Raw genomic sequence first — 24,978 nt, forward strand, 5'->3', positions numbered from 1 at the left:
TCTAGACGTCCAAAATGCGAATTGTGATTTTTTTGTATCCTTTCTAGTAACAAAATAATCTCGAAAAAATGTTTGCTATTTAGTCAACATAGTCCGAGAATTCCATTCATAAATTGTTACAAATAGAGAATCTCATGTCGGTATATCATACTTTATGTTTCTTATCTGCCGCTGCAATGCTAATTGCTTTTATAAACAGCAAGATAGGAAAAATGCAGACCACCATAGCAATCACTGCAGGCTCAATGATACTTTCTCTTCTTATTCTAATTGCAGGTCAAAATGGTTGGTTTCAACTAACTGAAATAGCGACAGAAACCATCACTAGCATTAATTTTGAAGATTTTTTACTTAAGGGGATTCTCGGATTTCTTTTATTTGCAGGTGGTCTTGGTATAAAACTACCCAATTTAAAAGATCAAAAGTGGGAGATAACTGTTCTTGCTCTGGGAGCGACACTATTCTCGACATTTTTCATCGGTTTTGCTCTCTATGGATTTTGTTTACTTATCGGCATTCAATTCGATTTAGTATATTGCTTACTCTTTGGCGCATTAATCTCACCAACGGATCCCATCGCAGTATTAGCTATCGTCAAAAAATTACATGCCCCAAAACGCATCTCTACACAAATAGAAGGAGAATCACTCTTTAATGATGGTTTTGGCCTTGTTATTTTTGTCACTATTTTTACTATCGCATTCGGAAACGAAACACCAACGGTTGGCAGTGTAACATTACTGTTTATTCAAGAAGCGATGGGCGGAATTGTTTATGGTTTCTTACTTGGTCTTCTATTCCACTACTTAATTTGTGCGACCGATGATCATTCAATGGAATTGCTACTAACAATTGGCATTCCAACCGCTGGTTATGCCTTGGCAGAATACCTACATGTATCAGGTCCATTAGCGATGGTAGTCTCAGGAATTATGATTGGAAACTGGACGCGCTTTATTGGCTTCTCGAAAGAGAGTGAAGATCACCTAGACCACTTCTGGGAGTTGGTTGATGAGTTTCTAAACGGTGTCCTTTTCCTCTTGATCGGAATGTCTATGCTGCTGTTCGAATTCCACAAAGAAGACTGGATTCTCATGGCAGTATCGATTCCATTAGTGTTGTCAGGTCGCTATCTAAGTGTTTTCATCTCTTACATTGGTTTTAAACGCTACAGAACGTATAACCCTTGGTCGATCAGAATTCTAACGTGGGGAGGCTTACGAGGTGGTCTTGCTTTAGCCATGGCTCTTTCGATTCCATCGGGGATCTTAGTCATTCCTGATAAGCTAATCGACGTGAAAGAAATCATCATGGTCATGACTTACTCTGTGGTTGTTTTCTCAATTCTTATTCAAGGCTCAACCATCACACCAATGATTGAGAAAGCGAAACAGGCCGAAAGGGAGTTGGAATAAACGCTTTTTAAGCGACATTCCAAATATTAGGATCAGAGAAATATAACGATTAGGCAGCCAAATGGCTGCCTTTTTTATTTCATCTAAATATCCAGGTACATACCAGTTAAAGAAAAATACGATTGCTCGCTCTAAACTCCCTAAGCAAAGCTGTCACTCCAAGCGCAACAAGCTTTGAAAAAATTCCTCATCGGAATGATACTTAAGATTCCAGGCCATATATGACTTGAGAGCGTTGATGTCTGGTTTCAAGATGAAGCGAGATTTGGCCAGCAAAATACGACCACTCGACTTTGGGCTGAACGTGGTTCAAGGCCGAGAGCGGTAAAACAACAGCAATTTAAGTATGCTTATTTGTTTGGCTCAATATGCCCTACTAGAGGGATCGGAGAAGCAATGGTTGTTCCTTGGGTTAACAAGGAGATCATAGTTGAACACCTTAAGCAGATCTCCGCAGTCACCGAAAGGGTCGTAACAGAGTGGTCATTATGGATGGTGCAGGCTGGCACACAAATGACATTGCACAAGCATTCCATAATCTCAGTATCATCAAATTCCTCCCCTACTCACCAGAGCTAAACCCGATTGAGCAAGTTTGGAGTTGGCTCAGGCAGCACTATCTTACCAACCAAAACTTTGACGATTATCGGGATATTGTGGCGAAAGTTTGCACTGCGTGGAATCGATTCTTGGAGAACGCTGATAGAGTTACCAAAATGTGCACAAGAGACTGGATTAACCTGAACAGTTAATTTTCCAGATTGGTATTACTGTATTTTAAAGCGACAAAAACCTTACTACGTATAGTTAGGCTTTCCGAATAAACAACGAAGCGGCCGAGCTTGCGTTCAAGCGGGACTCGTTGCTCGAAGACCAAGTTTATGCATATACGAAAAAGCCCCAGCATTTCTGCTGGGGCTTCATCTGAATAAATGGCGGAGCGGACGGGACTCGAACCCGCGACCCCCGGCGTGACAGGCCGGTATTCTAACCAACTGAACTACCGCTCCACACGGTGACAGAGATTTCTCTCTATCCGGTAATCGCCGTTCAACGCGTTTACCTTAAAATTAAAGCCTGGCGATGTCCTACTCTCACATGGGGAAGCCCCACACTACCATCGGCGCTATTTCGTTTCACTTCTGAGTTCGGAATGGAAATCAGGTGGGTCCAAAATGCTATGGTCGCCAAGCAAATTCTTTAATCTGGAAAGCTGTTTCTGTGTTCTCTACACAATCAAGTCTGTTCTTGCTTTGAGTCCATCAAAACCCTTTGGGTGTTGTATGGTTAAGCCTCACGGGCAATTAGTATCAGTTAGCTCAATGCCTCACAGCACTTACACACCTGACCTATCAACGTCGTAGTCTCCGACAACCCTTTAGGATACTTAAAGTATCAGGGAGAACTCATCTCAAGGCTCGCTTCCCGCTTAGATGCTTTCAGCGGTTATCGATTCCGAACTTAGCTACCGGGCAATGCGTCTGGCGACACAACCCGAACACCAGAGGTTCGTCCACTCCGGTCCTCTCGTACTAGGAGCAGCCCCTTTCAATTCTCCAACGCCCACGGCAGATAGGGACCGAACTGTCTCACGACGTTCTAAACCCAGCTCGCGTACCACTTTAAATGGCGAACAGCCATACCCTTGGGACCGACTTCAGCCCCAGGATGTGATGAGCCGACATCGAGGTGCCAAACACCGCCGTCGATATGAACTCTTGGGCGGTATCAGCCTGTTATCCCCGGAGTACCTTTTATCCGTTGAGCGATGGCCCTTCCATTCAGAACCACCGGATCACTATGACCTGCTTTCGCACCTGCTCGAATTGTCATTCTCGCAGTCAAGCGGGCTTATGCCATTGCACTAACCTCACGATGTCCAACCGTGATTAGCCCACCTTCGTGCTCCTCCGTTACTCTTTGGGAGGAGACCGCCCCAGTCAAACTACCCACCAGGCACTGTCCGCAACCCCGATAAGGGGTCGACGTTAGAACATCAACACTACAAGGGTGGTATTTCAAGGACGGCTCCACAGATACTAGCGTACCTGCTTCAAAGCCTCCCACCTATCCTACACATGTAGGGTCAATGTTCAGTGCCAAGCTGTAGTAAAGGTTCACGGGGTCTTTCCGTCTAGCCGCGGGTACACTGCATCTTCACAGCGATTTCAATTTCACTGAGTCTCGGGTGGAGACAGCGTGGCCATCATTACGCCATTCGTGCAGGTCGGAACTTACCCGACAAGGAATTTCGCTACCTTAGGACCGTTATAGTTACGGCCGCCGTTTACCGGGGCTTCGATCAAGAGCTTCGACCGAAGTCTAACCCCATCAATTAACCTTCCGGCACCGGGCAGGCGTCACACCGTATACGTCATCTTACGATTTTGCACAGTGCTGTGTTTTTAATAAACAGTTGCAGCCACCTGGTATCTGCGACTCTCGTCAGCTCCATCCGCAAGGGACTTCACCATCAAGAGCGTACCTTCTCCCGAAGTTACGGTACCATTTTGCCTAGTTCCTTCACCCGAGTTCTCTCAAGCGCCTTGGTATTCTCTACCCGACCACCTGTGTCGGTTTGGGGTACGATTCCTTACAATCTGAAGCTTAGAGGCTTTTCCTGGAAGCATGGCATCAATGACTTCACTACCGTAGTAGCTCGACGTCGTGTCTCAGCCTTAAAAAGAGCCGGATTTACCTAACTCTTAAGCCTACGCACTTGAACCTGGACAACCGTCGCCAGGCCCACCTAGCCTTCTCCGTCCCCCCATCGCAATTGTAAGAAGTACGGGAATATTAACCCGTTTCCCATCGACTACGCCTTTCGGCCTCGCCTTAGGGGTCGACTTACCCTGCCCCGATTAACGTTGGACAGGAACCCTTGGTCTTCCGGCGAGGAGGTTTTTCACCCCCTTTATCGTTACTCATGTCAGCATTCGCACTTCTGATACCTCCAGCATGCTTTACAACACACCTTCAACGGCTTACAGAACGCTCCCCTACCCAATGAAGTAAACTTCATTGCCGCAGCTTCGGTTTATTACTTAGCCCCGTTACATCTTCCGCGCAGGCCGACTCGACCAGTGAGCTATTACGCTTTCTTTAAATGATGGCTGCTTCTAAGCCAACATCCTGGCTGTCTGAGCCTTCCCACATCGTTTCCCACTTAGTAATAATTTGGGACCTTAGCTGGCGGTCTGGGTTGTTTCCCTCTCCACGACGGACGTTAGCACCCGCCGTGTGTCTCCCGGATAGTACTTACTGGTATTCGGAGTTTGCAAAGGGTTGGTAAGTCGGGATGACCCCCTAGCCTTAACAGTGCTCTACCCCCAGTAGTATTCGTCCGAGGCGCTACCTAAATAGCTTTCGGGGAGAACCAGCTATCTCCAGGTTTGATTGGCCTTTCACCCCTAGCCACAAGTCATCCGCTAATTTTTCAACATTAGTCGGTTCGGTCCTCCAATTGATGTTACTCAATCTTCAACCTGCCCATGGCTAGATCACCTGGTTTCGGGTCTATATCCAGAGACTGAACGCCCAGTTAAGACTCGGTTTCCCTACGGCTCCCCTAGATGGTTAACCTTGCCACTGAATATAAGTCGCTGACCCATTATACAAAAGGTACGCAGTCACAGGACGCAATGCCTGCTCCTACTGCTTGTACGTACACGGTTTCAGGTTCTATTTCACTCCCCTCACAGGGGTTCTTTTCGCCTTTCCCTCACGGTACTGGTTCACTATCGGTCAGTCAGTAGTATTTAGCCTTGGAGGATGGTCCCCCCATATTCAGACAGGATATCACGTGTCCCGCCCTACTCGATTTCACTGAATGTGCGTTGTCGACTACGGGGCTATCACCCTGTATCGCCGGACTTTCCAGACCGTTCGTCTAACGCATATAAAGCTTAAGGGCTAGTCCAATTTCGCTCGCCGCTACTTTCGGAATCTCGGTTGATTTCTTTTCCTCGGGGTACTTAGATGTTTCAGTTCCCCCGGTTCGCCTCATTAACCTATGAATTCAGTTAATGATACTAGCTTGTGCTAGTGGGTTTCCCCATTCAGAAATCCCAGACTCAAATGGTTGTTACTACCTAATCTGGGCTTATCGCAAGTTACTACGTCTTTCATCGCCTCTGACTGCCAAGGCATCCACCGTGTACGCTTAGTCACTTAACCATACAACCCCAAAGAGTTTCAGAAGAAATCTTGAGATTGTTGTTTAAACAACCAAAGTTGCTATCTCATTATTTGAATGAGCGAGATAGCTATCGATTTTGCCGGACTCAAATATGTTTTGCTTTCGCAAAACCCAAGAACACTTGAATGTGTTTTTGTGTATTCATCGAAATGAATACTTTGAGAACTTTACAAACAAACGCTTATCTATTTAAGACAAGATTTGTTTTGTCAGCTTTCCAAATTGTTAAAGAGCTAATCACTTCTCATGAAGTAACCATTTTTAAAAACTCTCGTAAGAGTGCTTAAAGATGGTGGAGCTATGCGGGATCGAACCGCAGACCTCCTGCGTGCAAGGCAGGCGCTCTCCCAGCTGAGCTATAGCCCCATCTAGGTGTCGATACTGCATACCAATTCCTAAAAGGAAGTGGTGGGTCTGAGTGGACTCGAACCACCGACCTCTCGCTTATCAGGCGAACGCTCTAACCACCTGAGCTACAGACCCAGTATCGTCTCTTTTACTTATAAACCGTATCAATCTGTGTGGACACTCATCGTGAGTAATCATCGTATAAGGAGGTGATCCAGCGCCAGGTTCCCCTAGCGCTACCTTGTTACGACTTCACCCCAGTCATGAACCACAAAGTGGTAAGCGTCCTCCCGAAGGTTAAACTACCTACTTCTTTTGCAGCCCACTCCCATGGTGTGACGGGCGGTGTGTACAAGGCCCGGGAACGTATTCACCGTGGCATTCTGATCCACGATTACTAGCGATTCCGACTTCATGGAGTCGAGTTGCAGACTCCAATCCGGACTACGACGCACTTTTTGGGATTCGCTCACTTTCGCAAGTTGGCTGCCCTCTGTATGCGCCATTGTAGCACGTGTGTAGCCCTACTCGTAAGGGCCATGATGACTTGACGTCGTCCCCACCTTCCTCCGGTTTATCACCGGCAGTCTCCCTGGAGTTCCCGACATTACTCGCTGGCAAACAAGGATAAGGGTTGCGCTCGTTGCGGGACTTAACCCAACATTTCACAACACGAGCTGACGACAGCCATGCAGCACCTGTCTCAGAGTTCCCGAAGGCACACCTGCATCTCTGCTGGCTTCTCTGGATGTCAAGAGTAGGTAAGGTTCTTCGCGTTGCATCGAATTAAACCACATGCTCCACCGCTTGTGCGGGCCCCCGTCAATTCATTTGAGTTTTAATCTTGCGACCGTACTCCCCAGGCGGTCTACTTAACGCGTTAGCTCCGAAAGCCACGGCTCAAGGCCACAACCTCCAAGTAGACATCGTTTACGGCGTGGACTACCAGGGTATCTAATCCTGTTTGCTCCCCACGCTTTCGCATCTGAGTGTCAGTATCTGTCCAGGGGGCCGCCTTCGCCACCGGTATTCCTTCAGATCTCTACGCATTTCACCGCTACACCTGAAATTCTACCCCCCTCTACAGTACTCTAGTCTGCCAGTTTCAAATGCAATTCCGAGGTTGAGCCCCGGGCTTTCACATCTGACTTAACAAACCACCTGCATGCGCTTTACGCCCAGTAATTCCGATTAACGCTCGCACCCTCCGTATTACCGCGGCTGCTGGCACGGAGTTAGCCGGTGCTTCTTCTGTAGGTAACGTCAAATCCATACGCTATTAACGCATGAACCTTCCTCCCTACTGAAAGTGCTTTACAACCCGAAGGCCTTCTTCACACACGCGGCATGGCTGCATCAGGCTTGCGCCCATTGTGCAATATTCCCCACTGCTGCCTCCCGTAGGAGTCTGGACCGTGTCTCAGTTCCAGTGTGGCTGATCATCCTCTCAGACCAGCTAGGGATCGTCGCCTTGGTGAGCCCTTACCTCACCAACTAGCTAATCCCACCTAGGCATATCCTGACGCGAGAGGCCCGAAGGTCCCCCTCTTTGGCCCGTAGGCATCATGCGGTATTAGCCATCGTTTCCAATGGTTATCCCCCACATCAGGGCAATTTCCTAGGCATTACTCACCCGTCCGCCGCTCGCCGCCCAACAAATCCTCCGAAGATTCAATGTTGTCGCTGCCGCTCGACTTGCATGTGTTAGGCCTGCCGCCAGCGTTCAATCTGAGCCATGATCAAACTCTTCAATTTAAGATTTTGTTCGGCTCAATGAATACTGACTTCAAAACTGCTCTTACTCGAAAGTAAGAAGTAATTTTAAAGCTATTATCGTTCCAACAGAACGATAATGAATTGACTGTGCCAAGTCTTTCGACTCGTTTGGTCACTCAGTTCATTGAAACCTAATTTGAAACCGAAGTTTCTAATTGGATTATCATCAACGAGTGCCCACACAGATTGATAGGTCTATATTGTTAAAGAGCTTGGCTTTCAGTGCCTTAGCACTTAAGCGAGGTGCGTATAATACGCTTTTCACTTTGAAAGTCAACATAAAACTCTAAAAAAATTCAGAACTTTATGGTGACTTGCTTAAATATTAAGCAAGTGCAAAATTAAAGCCTGGCGATGTCCTACTCTCACATGGGGAAGCCCCACACTACCATCGGCGCTATTTCGTTTCACTTCTGAGTTCGGAATGGAAATCAGGTGGGTCCAAAATGCTATGGTCGCCAAGCAAATTCTTTAATCTGGAAAGCTGTTTCTGTGTTCTCTACACAATCAAGTCTGTTCTTGCTTTGAGTCCATCAAAACCCTTTGGGTGTTGTATGGTTAAGCCTCACGGGCAATTAGTATCAGTTAGCTCAATGCCTCACAGCACTTACACACCTGACCTATCAACGTCGTAGTCTCCGACAACCCTTTAGGATACTTAAAGTATCAGGGAGAACTCATCTCAAGGCTCGCTTCCCGCTTAGATGCTTTCAGCGGTTATCGATTCCGAACTTAGCTACCGGGCAATGCGTCTGGCGACACAACCCGAACACCAGAGGTTCGTCCACTCCGGTCCTCTCGTACTAGGAGCAGCCCCTTTCAATTCTCCAACGCCCACGGCAGATAGGGACCGAACTGTCTCACGACGTTCTAAACCCAGCTCGCGTACCACTTTAAATGGCGAACAGCCATACCCTTGGGACCGACTTCAGCCCCAGGATGTGATGAGCCGACATCGAGGTGCCAAACACCGCCGTCGATATGAACTCTTGGGCGGTATCAGCCTGTTATCCCCGGAGTACCTTTTATCCGTTGAGCGATGGCCCTTCCATTCAGAACCACCGGATCACTATGACCTGCTTTCGCACCTGCTCGAATTGTCATTCTCGCAGTCAAGCGGGCTTATGCCATTGCACTAACCTCACGATGTCCAACCGTGATTAGCCCACCTTCGTGCTCCTCCGTTACTCTTTGGGAGGAGACCGCCCCAGTCAAACTACCCACCAGGCACTGTCCGCAACCCCGATAAGGGGTCGACGTTAGAACATCAACACTACAAGGGTGGTATTTCAAGGACGGCTCCACAGATACTAGCGTACCTGCTTCAAAGCCTCCCACCTATCCTACACATGTAGGGTCAATGTTCAGTGCCAAGCTGTAGTAAAGGTTCACGGGGTCTTTCCGTCTAGCCGCGGGTACACTGCATCTTCACAGCGATTTCAATTTCACTGAGTCTCGGGTGGAGACAGCGTGGCCATCATTACGCCATTCGTGCAGGTCGGAACTTACCCGACAAGGAATTTCGCTACCTTAGGACCGTTATAGTTACGGCCGCCGTTTACCGGGGCTTCGATCAAGAGCTTCGACCGAAGTCTAACCCCATCAATTAACCTTCCGGCACCGGGCAGGCGTCACACCGTATACGTCATCTTACGATTTTGCACAGTGCTGTGTTTTTAATAAACAGTTGCAGCCACCTGGTATCTGCGACTCTCGTCAGCTCCATCCGCAAGGGACTTCACCATCAAGAGCGTACCTTCTCCCGAAGTTACGGTACCATTTTGCCTAGTTCCTTCACCCGAGTTCTCTCAAGCGCCTTGGTATTCTCTACCCGACCACCTGTGTCGGTTTGGGGTACGATTCCTTACAATCTGAAGCTTAGAGGCTTTTCCTGGAAGCATGGCATCAATGACTTCACTACCGTAGTAGCTCGACGTCGTGTCTCAGCCTTAGAAAGAGCCGGATTTACCTAACTCTTAAGCCTACGCACTTGAACCTGGACAACCGTCGCCAGGCCCACCTAGCCTTCTCCGTCCCCCCATCGCAATTGTAAGAAGTACGGGAATATTAACCCGTTTCCCATCGACTACGCCTTTCGGCCTCGCCTTAGGGGTCGACTTACCCTGCCCCGATTAACGTTGGACAGGAACCCTTGGTCTTCCGGCGAGGAGGTTTTTCACCCCCTTTATCGTTACTCATGTCAGCATTCGCACTTCTGATACCTCCAGCATGCTTTACAACACACCTTCAACGGCTTACAGAACGCTCCCCTACCCAATGAAGTAAACTTCATTGCCGCAGCTTCGGTTTATTACTTAGCCCCGTTACATCTTCCGCGCAGGCCGACTCGACCAGTGAGCTATTACGCTTTCTTTAAATGATGGCTGCTTCTAAGCCAACATCCTGGCTGTCTGAGCCTTCCCACATCGTTTCCCACTTAGTAATAATTTGGGACCTTAGCTGGCGGTCTGGGTTGTTTCCCTCTCCACGACGGACGTTAGCACCCGCCGTGTGTCTCCCGGATAGTACTTACTGGTATTCGGAGTTTGCAAAGGGTTGGTAAGTCGGGATGACCCCCTAGCCTTAACAGTGCTCTACCCCCAGTAGTATTCGTCCGAGGCGCTACCTAAATAGCTTTCGGGGAGAACCAGCTATCTCCAGGTTTGATTGGCCTTTCACCCCTAGCCACAAGTCATCCGCTAATTTTTCAACATTAGTCGGTTCGGTCCTCCAATTGATGTTACTCAATCTTCAACCTGCCCATGGCTAGATCACCTGGTTTCGGGTCTATATCCAGAGACTGAACGCCCAGTTAAGACTCGGTTTCCCTACGGCTCCCCTAGATGGTTAACCTTGCCACTGAATATAAGTCGCTGACCCATTATACAAAAGGTACGCAGTCACAGGACGCAATGCCTGCTCCTACTGCTTGTACGTACACGGTTTCAGGTTCTATTTCACTCCCCTCACAGGGGTTCTTTTCGCCTTTCCCTCACGGTACTGGTTCACTATCGGTCAGTCAGTAGTATTTAGCCTTGGAGGATGGTCCCCCCATATTCAGACAGGATATCACGTGTCCCGCCCTACTCGATTTCACTGAATGTGCGTTGTCGACTACGGGGCTATCACCCTGTATCGCCGGACTTTCCAGACCGTTCGTCTAACGCATATAAAGCTTAAGGGCTAGTCCAATTTCGCTCGCCGCTACTTTCGGAATCTCGGTTGATTTCTTTTCCTCGGGGTACTTAGATGTTTCAGTTCCCCCGGTTCGCCTCATTAACCTATGAATTCAGTTAATGATACTAGCTTATGCTAGTGGGTTTCCCCATTCAGAAATCCCAGACTCAAATGGTTGTTACTACCTAATCTGGGCTTATCGCAAGTTACTACGTCTTTCATCGCCTCTGACTGCCAAGGCATCCACCGTGTACGCTTAGTCACTTAACCATACAACCCCAAAGAGTTTCAGAAGAAATCTTGAGTTTGTTGTTTAAACAACCAAAGTTGCTATCTCATTATTTGAATGAGCGAGATAGCTATCGATTTTGCCGGACTCAAATATGTTTTGCTTTCGCAAAACCCAAGAACACTTGAATGTGTTTTTGTGTATTCATCGAAATGAATACTTTGAGAACTTTACAAACAAACGCTTATCTATTTAAGACAAGATTTGTTTTGTCAGCTTTCCAAATTGTTAAAGAGCTAATCACTTCTCATGAAGTAACCATTTTTAAAAACTCTCGTAAGAGTGCTTAAAGATGGTGGAGCTATGCGGGATCGAACCGCAGACCTCCTGCGTGCAAGGCAGGCGCTCTCCCAGCTGAGCTATAGCCCCATCTAGGTGTCGATACTGCATACCAATTCCTAAAAGGAAGTGGTGGGTCTGAGTGGACTCGAACCACCGACCTCTCGCTTATCAGGCGAACGCTCTAACCACCTGAGCTACAGACCCAGTATCGTCTCTTTTACTTATAAACCGTATCAATCTGTGTGGACACTCATCGTGAGTAATCATCGTATAAGGAGGTGATCCAGCGCCAGGTTCCCCTAGCGCTACCTTGTTACGACTTCACCCCAGTCATGAACCACAAAGTGGTAAGCGTCCTCCCGAAGGTTAAACTACCTACTTCTTTTGCAGCCCACTCCCATGGTGTGACGGGCGGTGTGTACAAGGCCCGGGAACGTATTCACCGTGGCATTCTGATCCACGATTACTAGCGATTCCGACTTCATGGAGTCGAGTTGCAGACTCCAATCCGGACTACGACGCACTTTTTGGGATTCGCTCACTTTCGCAAGTTGGCTGCCCTCTGTATGCGCCATTGTAGCACGTGTGTAGCCCTACTCGTAAGGGCCATGATGACTTGACGTCGTCCCCACCTTCCTCCGGTTTATCACCGGCAGTCTCCCTGGAGTTCCCGACATTACTCGCTGGCAAACAAGGATAAGGGTTGCGCTCGTTGCGGGACTTAACCCAACATTTCACAACACGAGCTGACGACAGCCATGCAGCACCTGTCTCAGAGTTCCCGAAGGCACACCTGCATCTCTGCTGGCTTCTCTGGATGTCAAGAGTAGGTAAGGTTCTTCGCGTTGCATCGAATTAAACCACATGCTCCACCGCTTGTGCGGGCCCCCGTCAATTCATTTGAGTTTTAATCTTGCGACCGTACTCCCCAGGCGGTCTACTTAACGCGTTAGCTCCGAAAGCCACGGCTCAAGGCCACAACCTCCAAGTAGACATCGTTTACGGCGTGGACTACCAGGGTATCTAATCCTGTTTGCTCCCCACGCTTTCGCATCTGAGTGTCAGTATCTGTCCAGGGGGCCGCCTTCGCCACCGGTATTCCTTCAGATCTCTACGCATTTCACCGCTACACCTGAAATTCTACCCCCCTCTACAGTACTCTAGTCTGCCAGTTTCAAATGCAATTCCGAGGTTGAGCCCCGGGCTTTCACATCTGACTTAACAAACCACCTGCATGCGCTTTACGCCCAGTAATTCCGATTAACGCTCGCACCCTCCGTATTACCGCGGCTGCTGGCACGGAGTTAGCCGGTGCTTCTTCTGTAGGTAACGTCAAATCCATACGCTATTAACGCATGAACCTTCCTCCCTACTGAAAGTGCTTTACAACCCGAAGGCCTTCTTCACACACGCGGCATGGCTGCATCAGGCTTGCGCCCATTGTGCAATATTCCCCACTGCTGCCTCCCGTAGGAGTCTGGACCGTGTCTCAGTTCCAGTGTGGCTGATCATCCTCTCAGACCAGCTAGGGATCGTCGCCTTGGTGAGCCCTTACCTCACCAACTAGCTAATCCCACCTAGGCATATCCTGACGCGAGAGGCCCGAAGGTCCCCCTCTTTGGCCCGTAGGCATCATGCGGTATTAGCCATCGTTTCCAATGGTTATCCCCCACATCAGGGCAATTTCCTAGGCATTACTCACCCGTCCGCCGCTCGCCGCCCAACAAATCCTCCGAAGATTCAATGTTGTCGCTGCCGCTCGACTTGCATGTGTTAGGCCTGCCGCCAGCGTTCAATCTGAGCCATGATCAAACTCTTCAATTTAAGATTTTGTTCGGCTCAATGAATACTGACTTCAAAACTGCTCTTACTCGAAAGTAAGAAGTAATTTTAAAGCTATTATCGTTCCAACAGAACGATAATGAATTGACTGTGCCAAGTCTTTCGACTCGTTTGGTCACTCAGTTCATTGAAACCTAATTTGATACCGAGGTATCTAATTGGATTATCATCAACGAGTGCCCACACAGATTGATAGGTCTATATTGTTAAAGAGCTTGGCTTTCAGTGCCTTAGCACTTAAGCGAGGTGCGTATAATACGCCTTTCACTTTGAAAGTCAACATAAAACTCTAAAAAACTTCAGAACTTTATGGTGACTTGCTTAAATATTAAGCAAGTGCAAAATTAAAGCCTGGCGATGTCCTACTCTCACATGGGGAAACCCCACACTACCATCGGCGCTATTTCGTTTCACTTCTGAGTTCGGAATGGAAGTCAGGTGGGTCCAAAATGCTATGGTCGCCAAGCAAATTCTTTAATCTGGAAAGCTGTTTCTGTGTTCTCTACACAATCAAGTCTTGTTCTTGCTTTGAGTCCATCAAAACCCTTTGGGTGTTGTATGGTTAAGCCTCACGGGCAATTAGTATCAGTTAGCTCAATGCCTCACAGCACTTACACACCTGACCTATCAACGTCGTAGTCTCCGACAACCCTTTAGGATACTTAAAGTATCAGGGAGAACTCATCTCAAGGCTCGCTTCCCGCTTAGATGCTTTCAGCGGTTATCGATTCCGAACTTAGCTACCGGGCAATGCGTCTGGCGACACAACCCGAACACCAGAGGTTCGTCCACTCCGGTCCTCTCGTACTAGGAGCAGCCCCTTTCAATTCTCCAACGCCCACGGCAGATAGGGACCGAACTGTCTCACGACGTTCTAAACCCAGCTCGCGTACCACTTTAAATGGCGAACAGCCATACCCTTGGGACCGACTTCAGCCCCAGGATGTGATGAGCCGACATCGAGGTGCCAAACACCGCCGTCGATATGAACTCTTGGGCGGTATCAGCCTGTTATCCCCGGAGTACCTTTTATCCGTTGAGCGATGGCCCTTCCATTCAGAACCACCGGATCACTATGACCTGCTTTCGCACCTGCTCGAATTGTCATTCTCGCAGTCAAGCGGGCTTATGCCATTGCACTAACCTCACGATGTCCAACCGTGATTAGCCCACCTTCGTGCTCCTCCGTTACTCTTTGGGAGGAGACCGCCCCAGTCAAACTACCCACCAGGCACTGTCCGCAACCCCGATAAGGGGTCGACGTTAGAACATCAACACTACAAGGGTGGTATTTCAAGGACGGCTCCACAGATACTAGCGTACCTGCTTCAAAGCCTCCCACCTATCCTACACATGTAGGGTCAATGTTCAGTGCCAAGCTGTAGTAAAGGTTCACGGGGTCTTTCCGTCTAGCCGCGGGTACACTGCATCTTCACAGCGATTTCAATTTCACTGAGTCTCGGGTGGAGACAGCGTGGCCATCATTACGCCATTCGTGCAGGTCGGAACTTACCCGACAAGGAATTTCGCTACCTTAGGACCGTTATAGTTACGGCCGCCGTTTACCGGGGCTTCGATCAAGAGCTTCGACCGAAGTCTAACCCCATCAATTAACCTTCCGGCACCGGGCAGGCGTCACACCGTATACGTCATCTTACGATTTTGCACAGTGCTGTGTTTTTAATAAACAGTTGCAGCCACCTGGTATCTGCGACTCTCGTCAGCTCCATCCGCAAGGGACTTCACCATCAAGAGCGTACCTTCTCCCGAAGTTACGGTACCATTTTGCCTAGTTCCTTCACCCGAGTTCTCTCAAGCGCCTTGGTATTCTCTACCCGACCACCTGTGTCGGTTTGGGGTACGATTCCTTACAATCTGAAGCTTAGAGGCTTTTCCTGGAAGCATGGCATCAATGACTTCACTACCGTAGTAGCTCGACGTCGTGTCTCAGCCTTAGAAAGAGCCGGATTTACCTAACTCTTAAGCCTACGCACTTGAACCTGGACAACCGTCGCCAGGCCCACCTAGCCTTCTCCGTCCCCCCATCGCAATTGTAAGAAGTACGGGAATATTAACCCGTTTCCCATCGACTACGCCTTTCGGCCTCGCCTTAGGGGTCGACTTACCCTGCCCCGATTAACGTTGGACAGGAACCCTTGGTCTTCCGGCGAGGAGGTTTTTCACCCCCTTTATCGTTACTCATGTCAGCATTCGCACTTCTGATACCTCCAGCATGCTTTACAACACACCTTCAACGGCTTACAGAACGCTCCCCTACCCAATGAAGTAAACTTCATTGCCGCAGCTTCGGTTTATTACTTAGCCCCGTTACATCTTCCGCGCAGGCCGACTCGACCAGTGAGCTATTACGCTTTCTTTAAATGATGGCTGCTTCTAAGCCAACATCCTGGCTGTCTGAGCCTTCCCACATCGTTTCCCACTTAGTAATAATTTGGGACCTTAGCTGGCGGTCTGGGTTGTTTCCCTCTCCACGACGGACGTTAGCACCCGCCGTGTGTCTCCCGGATAGTACTTACTGGTATTCGGAGTTTGCAAAGGGTTGGTAAGTCGGGATGACCCCCTAGCCTTAACAGTGCTCTACCCCCAGTAGTATTCGTCCGAGGCGCTACCTAAATAGCTTTCGGGGAGAACCAGCTATCTCCAGGTTTGATTGGCCTTTCACCCCTAGCCACAAGTCATCCGCTAATTTTTCAACATTAGTCGGTTCGGTCCTCCAATTGATGTTACTCAATCTTCAACCTGCCCATGGCTAGATCACCTGGTTTCGGGTCTATATCCAGAGACTGAACGCCCAGTTAAGACTCGGTTTCCCTACGGCTCCCCTAGATGGTTAACCTTGCCACTGAATATAAGTCGCTGACCCATTATACAAAAGGTACGCAGTCACAGGACGTAATGCCTGCTCCTACTGCTTGTACGTACACGGTTTCAGGTTCTATTTCACTCCCCTCACAGGGGTTCTTTTCGCCTTTCCCTCACGGTACTGGTTCACTATCGGTCAGTCAGTAGTATTTAGCCTTGGAGGATGGTCCCCCCATATTCAGACAGGATATCACGTGTCCCGCCCTACTCGATTTCACTGAATGTGCGTTGTCGACTACGGGGCTATCACCCTGTATCGCCGGACTTTCCAGACCGTTCGTCTAACGCATATAAAGCTTAAGGGCTAGTCCAATTTCGCTCGCCGCTACTTTCGGAATCTCGGTTGATTTCTTTTCCTCGGGGTACTTAGATGTTTCAGTTCCCCCGGTTCGCCTCATTAACCTATGAATTCAGTTAATGATACTAGCTTATGCTAGTGGGTTTCCCCATTCAGAAATCCCAGACTCAAATGGTTGTTACTACCTAATCTGGGCTTATCGCAAGTTACTACGTCTTTCATCGCCTCTGACTGCCAAGGCATCCACCGTGTACGCTTAGTCACTTAACCATACAACCCCAAAGAGTTTCAGAAGAAATCTTGAGTTTGTTGTTTAAACAACCAAAGTTGCTATCTCATTATTTGAATGAGCGAGATAGCTATCGATTTTGCCGGACTCAAATATGTTTTGCTTTCGCAAAACCCAAGAACACTTGAATGTGTTTTTGTGTATTCATCGAAATGAATACTTTGAGAACTTTACAAACAAATGCTTATCTATTTAAGACAAGATTTGTTTTGTCAGCTTTCCAAATTGTTAAAGAGCAATAATAGCTCGAAGCTTTCGCTTCAAAACCATCAATCTGTGTGGACACTCATCGAGACTCATTTGTCTTCACTTTTAAAAAGTGAAAGCAAACTATCCGTTTCGTATAAGGAGGTGATCCAGCGCCAGGTTCCCCTAGCGCTACCTTGTTACGACTTCACCCCAGTCATGAACCACAAAGTGGTAAGCGTCCTCCCCGAAAGGTTAAACTACCTACTTCTTTTGCAGCCCACTCCCATGGTGTGACGGGCGGTGTGTACAAGGCCCGGGAACGTATTCACCGTGGCATTCTGATCCACGATTACTAGCGATTCCGACTTCATGGAGTCGAGTTGCAGACTCCAATCCGGACTACGACGCACTTTTTGGGATTCGCTCACTTTCGCAAGTTGGCTGCCCTCTGTATGCGCCATTGTAGCACGTGTGTAGCCCTACTCGTAAGGGCCATGATGACTTGACGTCGTCCCCACCTTCCTCCGGTTTATCACCGGCAGTCTCCCTGGAGTTCCCGACATTACTCGCTGGCAAACAAGGATAAGGGTTGCGCTCGTTGCGGGACTTAACCCAACATTTCACAACACGAGCTGACGACAGCCATGCAGCACCTGTCTCAGAGTTCCCGAAGGCACACCTGCATCTCTGCTGGCTTCTCTGGATGTCAAGAGTAGGTAAGGTTCTTCGCGTTGCATCGAATTAAACCACATGCTCCACCGCTTGTGCGGGCCCCCGTCAATTCATTTGAGTTTTAATCTTGCGACCGTACTCCCCAGGCGGTCTACTTAACGCGTTAGCTCCGAAAGCCACGGCTCAAGGCCACAACCTCCAAGTAGACATCGTTTACGGCGTGGACTACCAGGGTATCTAATCCTGTTTGCTCCCCACGCTTTCGCATCTGAGTGTCAGTATCTGTCCAGGGGGCCGCCTTCGCCACCGGTATTCCTTCAGATCTCTACGCATTTCACCGCTACACCTGAAATTCTACCCCCCTCTACAGTACTCTAGTCTGCCAGTTTCAAATGCAATTCCGAGGTTGAGCCCCGGGCTTTCACATCTGACTTAACAAACCACCTGCATGCGCTTTACGCCCAGTAATTCCGATTAACGCTCGCACCCTCCGTATTACCGCGGCTGCTGGCACGGAGTTAGCCGGTGCTTCTTCTGTAGGTAACGTCAAATCCATACGCTATTAACGCATGAACCTTCCTCCCTACTGAAAGTGCTTTACAACCCGAAGGCCTTCTTCACACACGCGGCATGGCTGCATCAGGCTTGCGCCCATTGTGCAATATTCCCCACTGCTGCCTCCCGTAGGAGTCTGGACCGTGTCTCAGTTCCAGTGTGGCTGATCATCCTCTCAGACCAGCTAGGGATCGTCGCCTTGGTGAGCCCTTACCTCACCAACTAGCTAATCCCACCTAGGCATATCCTGACGCGAGAGGCCCGAAGGTCCCCCTCTTTGGCCCGTAGGCATCATGCGGTATTAGCCATCGTTTCCAATGGTTATCCCCCACATCAGGGCAATTTCCTAGGCATTACTCACCCGTCCGCCGCTCGCCGCCCAACAAATCCTCCGAAGATTCAATGTTGTCGCTGCCGCTCGACTTGCATGTGTTAGGCCTGCCGCCAGCGTTCAATCTGAGCCATGATCAAACTCTTCAATTTAAGATTTTGTTCGGCTTAATGAATACTGACTTCAAAACTGCTCTTACTCGAAAGTAAGAAGTAATTTTAAAGCTATTATCGTTCCAACAGAACGATAATGAATTGACTGTGCCAAGTCTTTCGACTCGTTTGGTCACTCAGTTCATTGAAACCTAATTTGAAACCGAAGTTTCTAATTGGATTATCATCAACGAGTGCCCACACAGATTGATAGGTTCTTATTTTTAAAGAGCGTTCTTCTTTGTGACTCACATCACTTCGGAAGAGGCGGCCATTCTAACGAGATAATTCTCTATGTCAAACACTTTCTTGCTTTTATTTTACTTTTCAAAAGTAAAGGCAATTCGCTGCTTGGCGTTCTTTCTGACCCTGCCGACCTAGCCTTGAACCCTTGTGAGCTCTGCCCTGTCGACAAGGACGCATTATAGAGATCGAGGTCACATTGGCAAGTCCTATTTTGCAAAATTTGCAAAAATAATGGTTAAACGCTGACTTTTCGATCAAAGCCTTATTTATTCAACTTTACCCAAAGAAAGCAAACAACTTATCCACAAAGTTATTCTTTTAAAGCTCACTTTCAACTCTTATAAACAAATAAAGCTGCCTCACTGCAGCTTTCTTTGTTTCGTCTGAACACCGGGCCATGAGCGTAACAGCTAAATACCAGAGCCATGTTGCTCGGTACCATCGTCCTCATGTAACCCACACTCGCGTTTTAATCCAAAGAAACGCGTTTCTTCTTCTGACATTCCTGGCTCCCACTTTCTTGTCGTATGAGTATCTCCTACAGAGAGATAGCCTTGATCCCATAGTGGGTGATAACTCAAACCATACTCTTCTAAATAGTAGTGCACGTCTCTATTCGTCCAGTCGATCACGGGCAAAAACTTGAAGACTCCATTTTGAATCGACAAGATAGGTAATCCAGCACGTGATTTGCTTTGCTCTCGGCGCAGCCCTGAGAACCAAGTTCCAATGTTTTGCTCTCGCAAAGCTCGTCGCATTGGTTCAACCTTATTTATCTTGTTGTATTTTTCTATTCCCTCGACGCCTTGTTCCCAAAGTTTTCCATAACGCGCTTCTTGCCAATGGGCACTTTCTTTTGCTCGATACACTTTAAGGTTGAGGTTCAGTTGCGTTTTCAACTGATCGATGAATTGATATGTCTCTGCAAATAGATATCCGGTGTCCGTTAGGATAATTGGAATATCCGGCTTTTGTTGTGTCACAAGATGGAGCATCACGGCGGCTTGGATACCGAAACTGGATGAGACAGCGAACTCCCCTTCCAAATTCTCCAATGCCCACTTTACTCTCTCTTGCGCCGAAAGCTGTTCGAGCTCGACATTGATTTGAGCAAGACGGAGGATTTGCTCCGTCTTAGTTAATGTCAGTAACTCTGCTAGCTCCGGTTTGGACGCTACAGAATCAAGCATGGAAGTCCCTCTTTGATACTAACACTTCTTGGATAATGCCAGCTCGAATCGTGAAATCGCCAAATGCTTCGCCTTCTTCACGTTCAGCAGCCCAACGAGCCACCAGCTGATCAATCTCTTCTAAGATTTGCTTATCCGTAATGTTCTCTTTATACATCTTCGGTACTCGAGTACCGCCTCGGTTACCACCTAGGTGTAAGTTGTATCGACCCGGCGCTTTACCCACTAAGCCGATTTCTGCCAGCATTGCTCGCCCACAACCATTTGGACACCCTGTTACACGAAGAATGATATTGTCTTCTTCAGGCAGACCATGCTTTTCTAGAATATCTTCTACATCGGTTACAAATTGAGGAAGGAAGCGCTCTGCTTCTGCCATGGCTAATGGACATGTTGGAAACGCCACACACGCCATCGAGTTCTTACGCTGTTCACTTACGCCGTCATCCATTAAGCCATGTTCACGAGCAATCTTCTCGATCTTCGCTTTTTGGCTTTTTGGTACACCAGCAACAATCAGATTTTGGTTTGCCGTCATGCGGAAATCGCCTTTGTGGATTTTGGCAATTTCAGCAACACCTGTCTTAAGTGGTTTACCCGGGAAATCCAACAGACGACCGTTTTCGATGAAGAGCGCTAAATGATGCTTACCATCAATCCCTTCAACCCAACCAATACGGTCACCACGTTCTGTGAATTCGTAAGGACGGCTTTGCTCAAACTTAACACCAGCACGTTTTTCTACTTCCGCTTTAAACACATCACTACCAACACGATCTAATGTGTACTTCGTTTTTGCATTCTTACGGTTTGAACGATTACCCCAATCACGTTGCGTCGTCACTACAGCAGCGGCAACATCAAGTGTTTTCTCTAATGGGATAAAGCCAAAGTCATCTGCTCTGCGTGGATAAGTTGATGTATCGCCATGCGTCATCGCGAGACCACCACCAACGAGCACGTTAAAACCAACCAGTTTGCCGTTATCTGCAATCGCTACGAAGTTAAGATCGTTAGCGTGTACGTCTACGTCATTTTGCGGTGGGATAACCACTGTGGTTTTAAACTTACGTGGTAGATAGTTCTTACCTAAAATCGGCTCGTCTTCTTCCGTGCTTTCTACTTTTTCACCGTCTAACCAAATCTCTGCATAAGCTCGTGTCTTCGGTAATAGATGCTCACTGATCTTCTTCGCCCATTCGTAAGCTTCTTGGTGTAGCTCCGACTCCACTGGGTTAGTGGTACACAACACGTTACGGTTAACATCACCCGCGGTAGCAATCGAATCAATACCAATGCTGTTTAGCGTTTGGTGCATCAACTTGATATTTGGTTTTAGCACTCCATGGAACTGGAACGTTTGGCGAGTCGTAAGACGAATACTTCCATATAAAGAGTGCTCAGTTGCAAACTTGTCGATTGCCAGCCATTGTTTTGGCGTAATGATGCCGCCCGGCATACGTGCACGAAGCATGACGTTGTGCAACGGCTCCAGCTTTTGCTTAGCACGTTCGTTACGGATATCGCGGTCATCTTGCTGGTACATTCCGTGGAAGCGAATCAATTGGAAGTTGTCTGCAGTAAAACCACCCGTAATGCGGTCTTGCAGATCTTGTTCAATCGTTCCACGTAGTAAATTACTTTCTCTTTTAAGGCGCTCGTTATCCGAGAGTGGTCCAAGCACCTCACCTAATACTTCTTGGCTGTTTGATTGTTGATTCGCGCTCATTAGTACACATCCCTTTGGTAACGTTTCGCTTTACGTAGATCGTTGATAAATGCTTCTGCTTCTTCACGAGAGAGCTTTCCTTGTTGCTCGGCTACAAATACCAGCGCATCGTGAACATCTTTTGCCATACGAGTGGCATCACCACATACATAGATGTAGGCACCATCTTGAATCCATTGCCACACTTGTTCAGCGTTTTCTAGGATACGATGTTGAACATAGACTTTCTCTGCTTGGTCACGGCTAAACGCGACATCAAGGCGAGTCAACAAACCGGACTTGAGATACTTTTGCCATTCAACTTGGTAAAGGAAATCTTGAGTAAAGGTACGGTCACCAAAGAACAACCAGTTCTTACCTTGTGCGTCACGATTATCACGCTCTTGAATAAAACTACGGAAAGGTGCGATGCCTGTACCAGGACCAACCATGATGATTGGAGTGTTGTCATCTTGTGGCAGTTTGAAGTTATTGTTGTGCTCAACAAATACTTTCACTTCACCACTTTCTTCTAGACGTTGAGCGAGGAAGCTAGATGCTCCGCCATAGCGCTTTTCATCACCTTTGTCGTATTCAACTAAACCGACAGTTAGGTGTACTTCTTCATCCACTTCAGTTTGACTCGAAGCGATAGAATATAGACGCGGAGTTAATCGACGAAGTAAACCAACCAATTCTTCTGCGCTTAGCTTGGTCTTCTTCTCGGCAAGCACATCCACGATTTGTGTATTTACGGCGTATTCACGAAGTTTGTCTTTATCTTCCACCAGCTTTTGTAGCTTCTTGCTACCAGAAAGCTCTGCAAACTTGGTGACGAGCTGAGGATTAGAAGCGGTAATTTCATATTTACTAACTAAAGCGCTGTGAATAGATAAGCTCTCACCATCCACTTCAACACTCTCTACGCCGGATAAACCTGCTTTCGCTAAGATGGCATTAGCAAGCTCAGAGCTGTTGTCGAACCACACACCTAGGGCATCTCCTGGCTGATAAGTCAAACCTGACTCTTCAAGATCAATCTCTACGTGGCGAACATCTTTGCCTGAATCACGACCTGTGATTTTCTGACTTGTCAGAAGCGTTGCTGTATATGGATTTTGCTTGTTATAAACAGAATGTCCTGGAGCCGTTTGCCCAACGGGTAGTTGAACTACTTCTGCTTCATTACCTGAAGAAAGGGCCTCTTTTACTTGTTCAAGCGCTTGCTTACGCCATTCTGCGGCAGATGCTTCATAATCCACATCGCAATCAATGCGTTCGATAAAGGGTTTTGCACCTAATTTAGATAAGTAAGCATCGAAGTCTTTTCCCGTTTGGCAGAAGAACTCGTAGCTTGAATCACCCAATGCAATTACAGCGTATTGCAGGTTTGGTAACTTAGGGGCTTTCTTAGATTGAAGGAACTCATGCAGTTCAATGGCATTATCTGGAGCCTCGCCCTCGCCATTAGTCGACGCTACGATGATCACATGCGTCTCTTTTGCTAAGTTCTTGCCTTTGTAATCACTGGCATCAAACAGCTCTACAGCAATACCCTCAGCTCTGGCTTCTTGCTCTAGTGCTTCAGCAACCCCTTTAGCGTTACCAGTCTGAGATGCAAAGATGATGCTTAATTTGCCTGTTGGTTTAACCGCGACTGCTGCCGCCCCATGGGTAATTGGTGTCGCAGCTACTGAACCTGGTTGGTTTTGTGCTAAACCCCAAAAGTAGCCACTAACCCAAGCAAGTTGCTGCGAAGAGAGCTCTGAGACCGTTTGCTGGAGTGAACTAAATTGTTGATCGTTGAGAGGGCCTGAGATTGGTGGCTTACCACCTTGCCCATTATTATCTTCCATCACATTCTTGTGTGAATACTCATTCTTTTGAAAAGACATTGTCACGACATCCCTATTCATTGCGTGACGATAGATTAACCACTCTCCTTAATAACAAGAAAGAATAGAAGTGAATGTTTTATAACTTTTTGGAAGTATAAACTTGATAAACACTTATCGGTCTTCAATACGAACTTGCTGAAAACCGACAGCCATCGCTGACTTCGATGCCGTATCGAGATCATCGTACAGACACTCTTCTCCGTGTGTATCGGTTAAAAAAACAAAACCACCATGGGCGTGACGAAACTCTACAACCCACCCCCCTTCTTGTATCGACGGTTCGATAATGGCTTCTACAAGCTGCTTTTCACGAAACAGATGTCTTAATTCATTGATGGTCATCGTTAGGCCCTGCTCCCTGCTTCTCACTTTTCATAAGCATGGCCCAACTCTCCTGCATTAGGGATGAATTTCGAATGGATATAATGAAGTGGTATAAAAAAACGCCGCTTATAAAGCGACGTTTTAAAAATAGTGTTTCACGGTCTTACTTAGAAAGAGAATTCTGCCGTAGCAAAGAAGCCGTTAGCAAAAATAAACTCTTTGCCTAAATCAGAGAGAAAAACTTCTGATTCAAGATCAATCACTCGATAGCCTGCTCGCAACGCTAGCTGAGATTCTTGAAAAGGAATACGATACTGAACACCTGCCATTAGGTCTGTACTCTTGATGCCTTTATTATCACCAAAGTTCATTTCACCAATCACATCGAAATTGGTCTTTGGAACCGTGATTTCAGCATAGCCGTACCAAGCCCAAATCAACTCATCGAATTCTTCCGTACGGGCATTCGTCCCTGCATCAATGTACTTTGTATCACTCAAATTACTAAAAGTCAGACCCGCATCGAAATGCAAAAGGTCGTGCTCAAGAATTTGGTAGTAAAGAGTGAGATCTAGCTTATCAAAGCCCATGTAATCAGCATCAATACTGGAGTAACGAAGACGCGCATTTGGTACGTATTTTACATCATGCTCAACCGCTACATAATATGACCCTGACGTACTGCTATCTCTTCTTACTTCATTAACTTTGGTGTCCGCAGCCCAAACTTCCGCACCAACCGTCGTCTTAAAAGAAGACTCTTGCGCAAAAACAGAAAAAGACGCCGCCAAAGATAGTGTCGCTAAAGCGAATGTCGCTTTATTTGTCATGTAGTGTTTACTCCGAGATAGCTAATTTCAACATTAAGGGCATGCAAGAAATACTACCATACTCTTACAGCCCTCAATCAACTAAA

The 24,978-nt window shown here is 47.6% G+C and carries 6 protein-coding genes, 5 tRNA genes, 9 rRNA genes and 1 pseudogene; 2 read left to right on the forward strand and 19 right to left on the reverse strand.

What is annotated here, in order from left to right; genetic code table 11:
* The first annotated feature begins 134 nt into the window (after positions 1-134).
* Both VA249_RS12745 and VA249_RS24330 read left to right on the forward strand, forming a co-directional pair.
* A complete protein-coding gene (locus VA249_RS12745; protein ID WP_221068203.1) occupies positions 135-1,415 on the forward strand; it encodes a cation:proton antiporter in 1,281 nt (426 codons plus the stop codon).
* A 297-nt stretch (positions 1,416-1,712) separates the two neighbouring features.
* A pseudogene (locus VA249_RS24330) lies at positions 1,713-2,167 on the forward strand (IS630 family transposase); the annotation flags it as partial.
* A 181-nt stretch (positions 2,168-2,348) separates the two neighbouring features.
* Here VA249_RS24330 and VA249_RS12760 read toward each other — a convergent pair.
* The 19 genes from VA249_RS12760 to VA249_RS12850 all read right to left on the reverse strand — a co-directional run bounded on the left by VA249_RS12760 (position 2,349) and on the right by VA249_RS12850 (position 24,892).
* Positions 2,349-2,425: transfer RNA gene (locus VA249_RS12760), tRNA-Asp, on the reverse strand.
* Between the two features lie 65 nt (positions 2,426-2,490).
* A 5S ribosomal RNA gene (gene rrf / locus VA249_RS12765) occupies positions 2,491-2,607 on the reverse strand.
* A 91-nt stretch (positions 2,608-2,698) separates the two neighbouring features.
* Positions 2,699-5,591 (reverse strand): 23S ribosomal RNA (locus VA249_RS12770).
* Between the two features lie 312 nt (positions 5,592-5,903).
* A tRNA-Ala gene (locus VA249_RS12775) sits at positions 5,904-5,979 on the reverse strand.
* Between the two features lie 40 nt (positions 5,980-6,019).
* Positions 6,020-6,096: transfer RNA gene (locus VA249_RS12780), tRNA-Ile, on the reverse strand.
* Between the two features lie 67 nt (positions 6,097-6,163).
* Positions 6,164-7,716, reverse strand: a 16S ribosomal RNA gene (locus VA249_RS12785).
* Positions 7,717-8,083: 367 nt separating this feature from the next.
* Positions 8,084-8,200, reverse strand: a 5S ribosomal RNA gene (rrf, locus tag VA249_RS12790).
* A 91-nt stretch (positions 8,201-8,291) separates the two neighbouring features.
* Positions 8,292-11,184: ribosomal RNA gene (locus VA249_RS12795) — 23S ribosomal RNA — on the reverse strand.
* Positions 11,185-11,496: 312 nt separating this feature from the next.
* A tRNA-Ala gene (locus tag VA249_RS12800) sits at positions 11,497-11,572 on the reverse strand.
* Between the two features lie 40 nt (positions 11,573-11,612).
* A tRNA-Ile gene (locus tag VA249_RS12805) sits at positions 11,613-11,689 on the reverse strand.
* Positions 11,690-11,756: 67 nt separating this feature from the next.
* Positions 11,757-13,309, reverse strand: a 16S ribosomal RNA gene (locus VA249_RS12810).
* A gap of 367 nt (positions 13,310-13,676) precedes the next feature.
* Positions 13,677-13,793: ribosomal RNA gene (gene rrf / locus VA249_RS12815) — 5S ribosomal RNA — on the reverse strand.
* A gap of 92 nt (positions 13,794-13,885) precedes the next feature.
* Positions 13,886-16,778, reverse strand: a 23S ribosomal RNA gene (locus tag VA249_RS12820).
* 363 nt (positions 16,779-17,141) lie between these two features.
* Positions 17,142-18,696: ribosomal RNA gene (locus VA249_RS12825) — 16S ribosomal RNA — on the reverse strand.
* Together the 16S, 23S and 5S rRNA genes with 5 tRNA genes alongside form the textbook arrangement of a ribosomal RNA operon.
* Positions 18,697-19,352: 656 nt before the next feature.
* A complete protein-coding gene (locus tag VA249_RS12830; RefSeq protein ID WP_221068205.1) occupies positions 19,353-20,132 on the reverse strand; it encodes a phosphoadenylyl-sulfate reductase in 780 nt (259 codons plus the stop codon).
* Entirely contained in the window at positions 20,125-21,861 is a 1,737-nt protein-coding gene (gene cysI, locus VA249_RS12835) for an assimilatory sulfite reductase (NADPH) hemoprotein subunit (RefSeq protein WP_221068206.1), read from the reverse strand. The genes VA249_RS12830 and cysI overlap by 8 nt, the downstream gene beginning before the upstream one ends.
* Positions 21,861-23,735, reverse strand: a complete 1,875-nt coding sequence (locus tag VA249_RS12840; protein ID WP_221068207.1) for an assimilatory sulfite reductase (NADPH) flavoprotein subunit — start codon at positions 23,733-23,735, stop codon at positions 21,861-21,863. Before VA249_RS12840 ends, cysI begins: the two co-directional genes overlap by 1 nt.
* 114 nt (positions 23,736-23,849) lie before the next feature.
* Complete coding sequence (locus tag VA249_RS12845; RefSeq protein ID WP_128810035.1) at positions 23,850-24,080, reverse strand: hypothetical protein; 231 nt, start codon at positions 24,078-24,080, stop codon at positions 23,850-23,852.
* Between the two features lie 149 nt (positions 24,081-24,229).
* Positions 24,230-24,892, reverse strand: coding sequence for a TIGR04219 family outer membrane beta-barrel protein (locus VA249_RS12850; protein WP_128810034.1), 663 nt, complete (start codon positions 24,890-24,892; stop codon positions 24,230-24,232).
* Positions 24,893-24,978: the final 86 nt, after the last annotated feature.

Source organism: Vibrio alfacsensis, from assembly GCF_019670485.1.
Taxonomy (GTDB): domain Bacteria; phylum Pseudomonadota; class Gammaproteobacteria; order Enterobacterales; family Vibrionaceae; genus Vibrio; species Vibrio alfacsensis.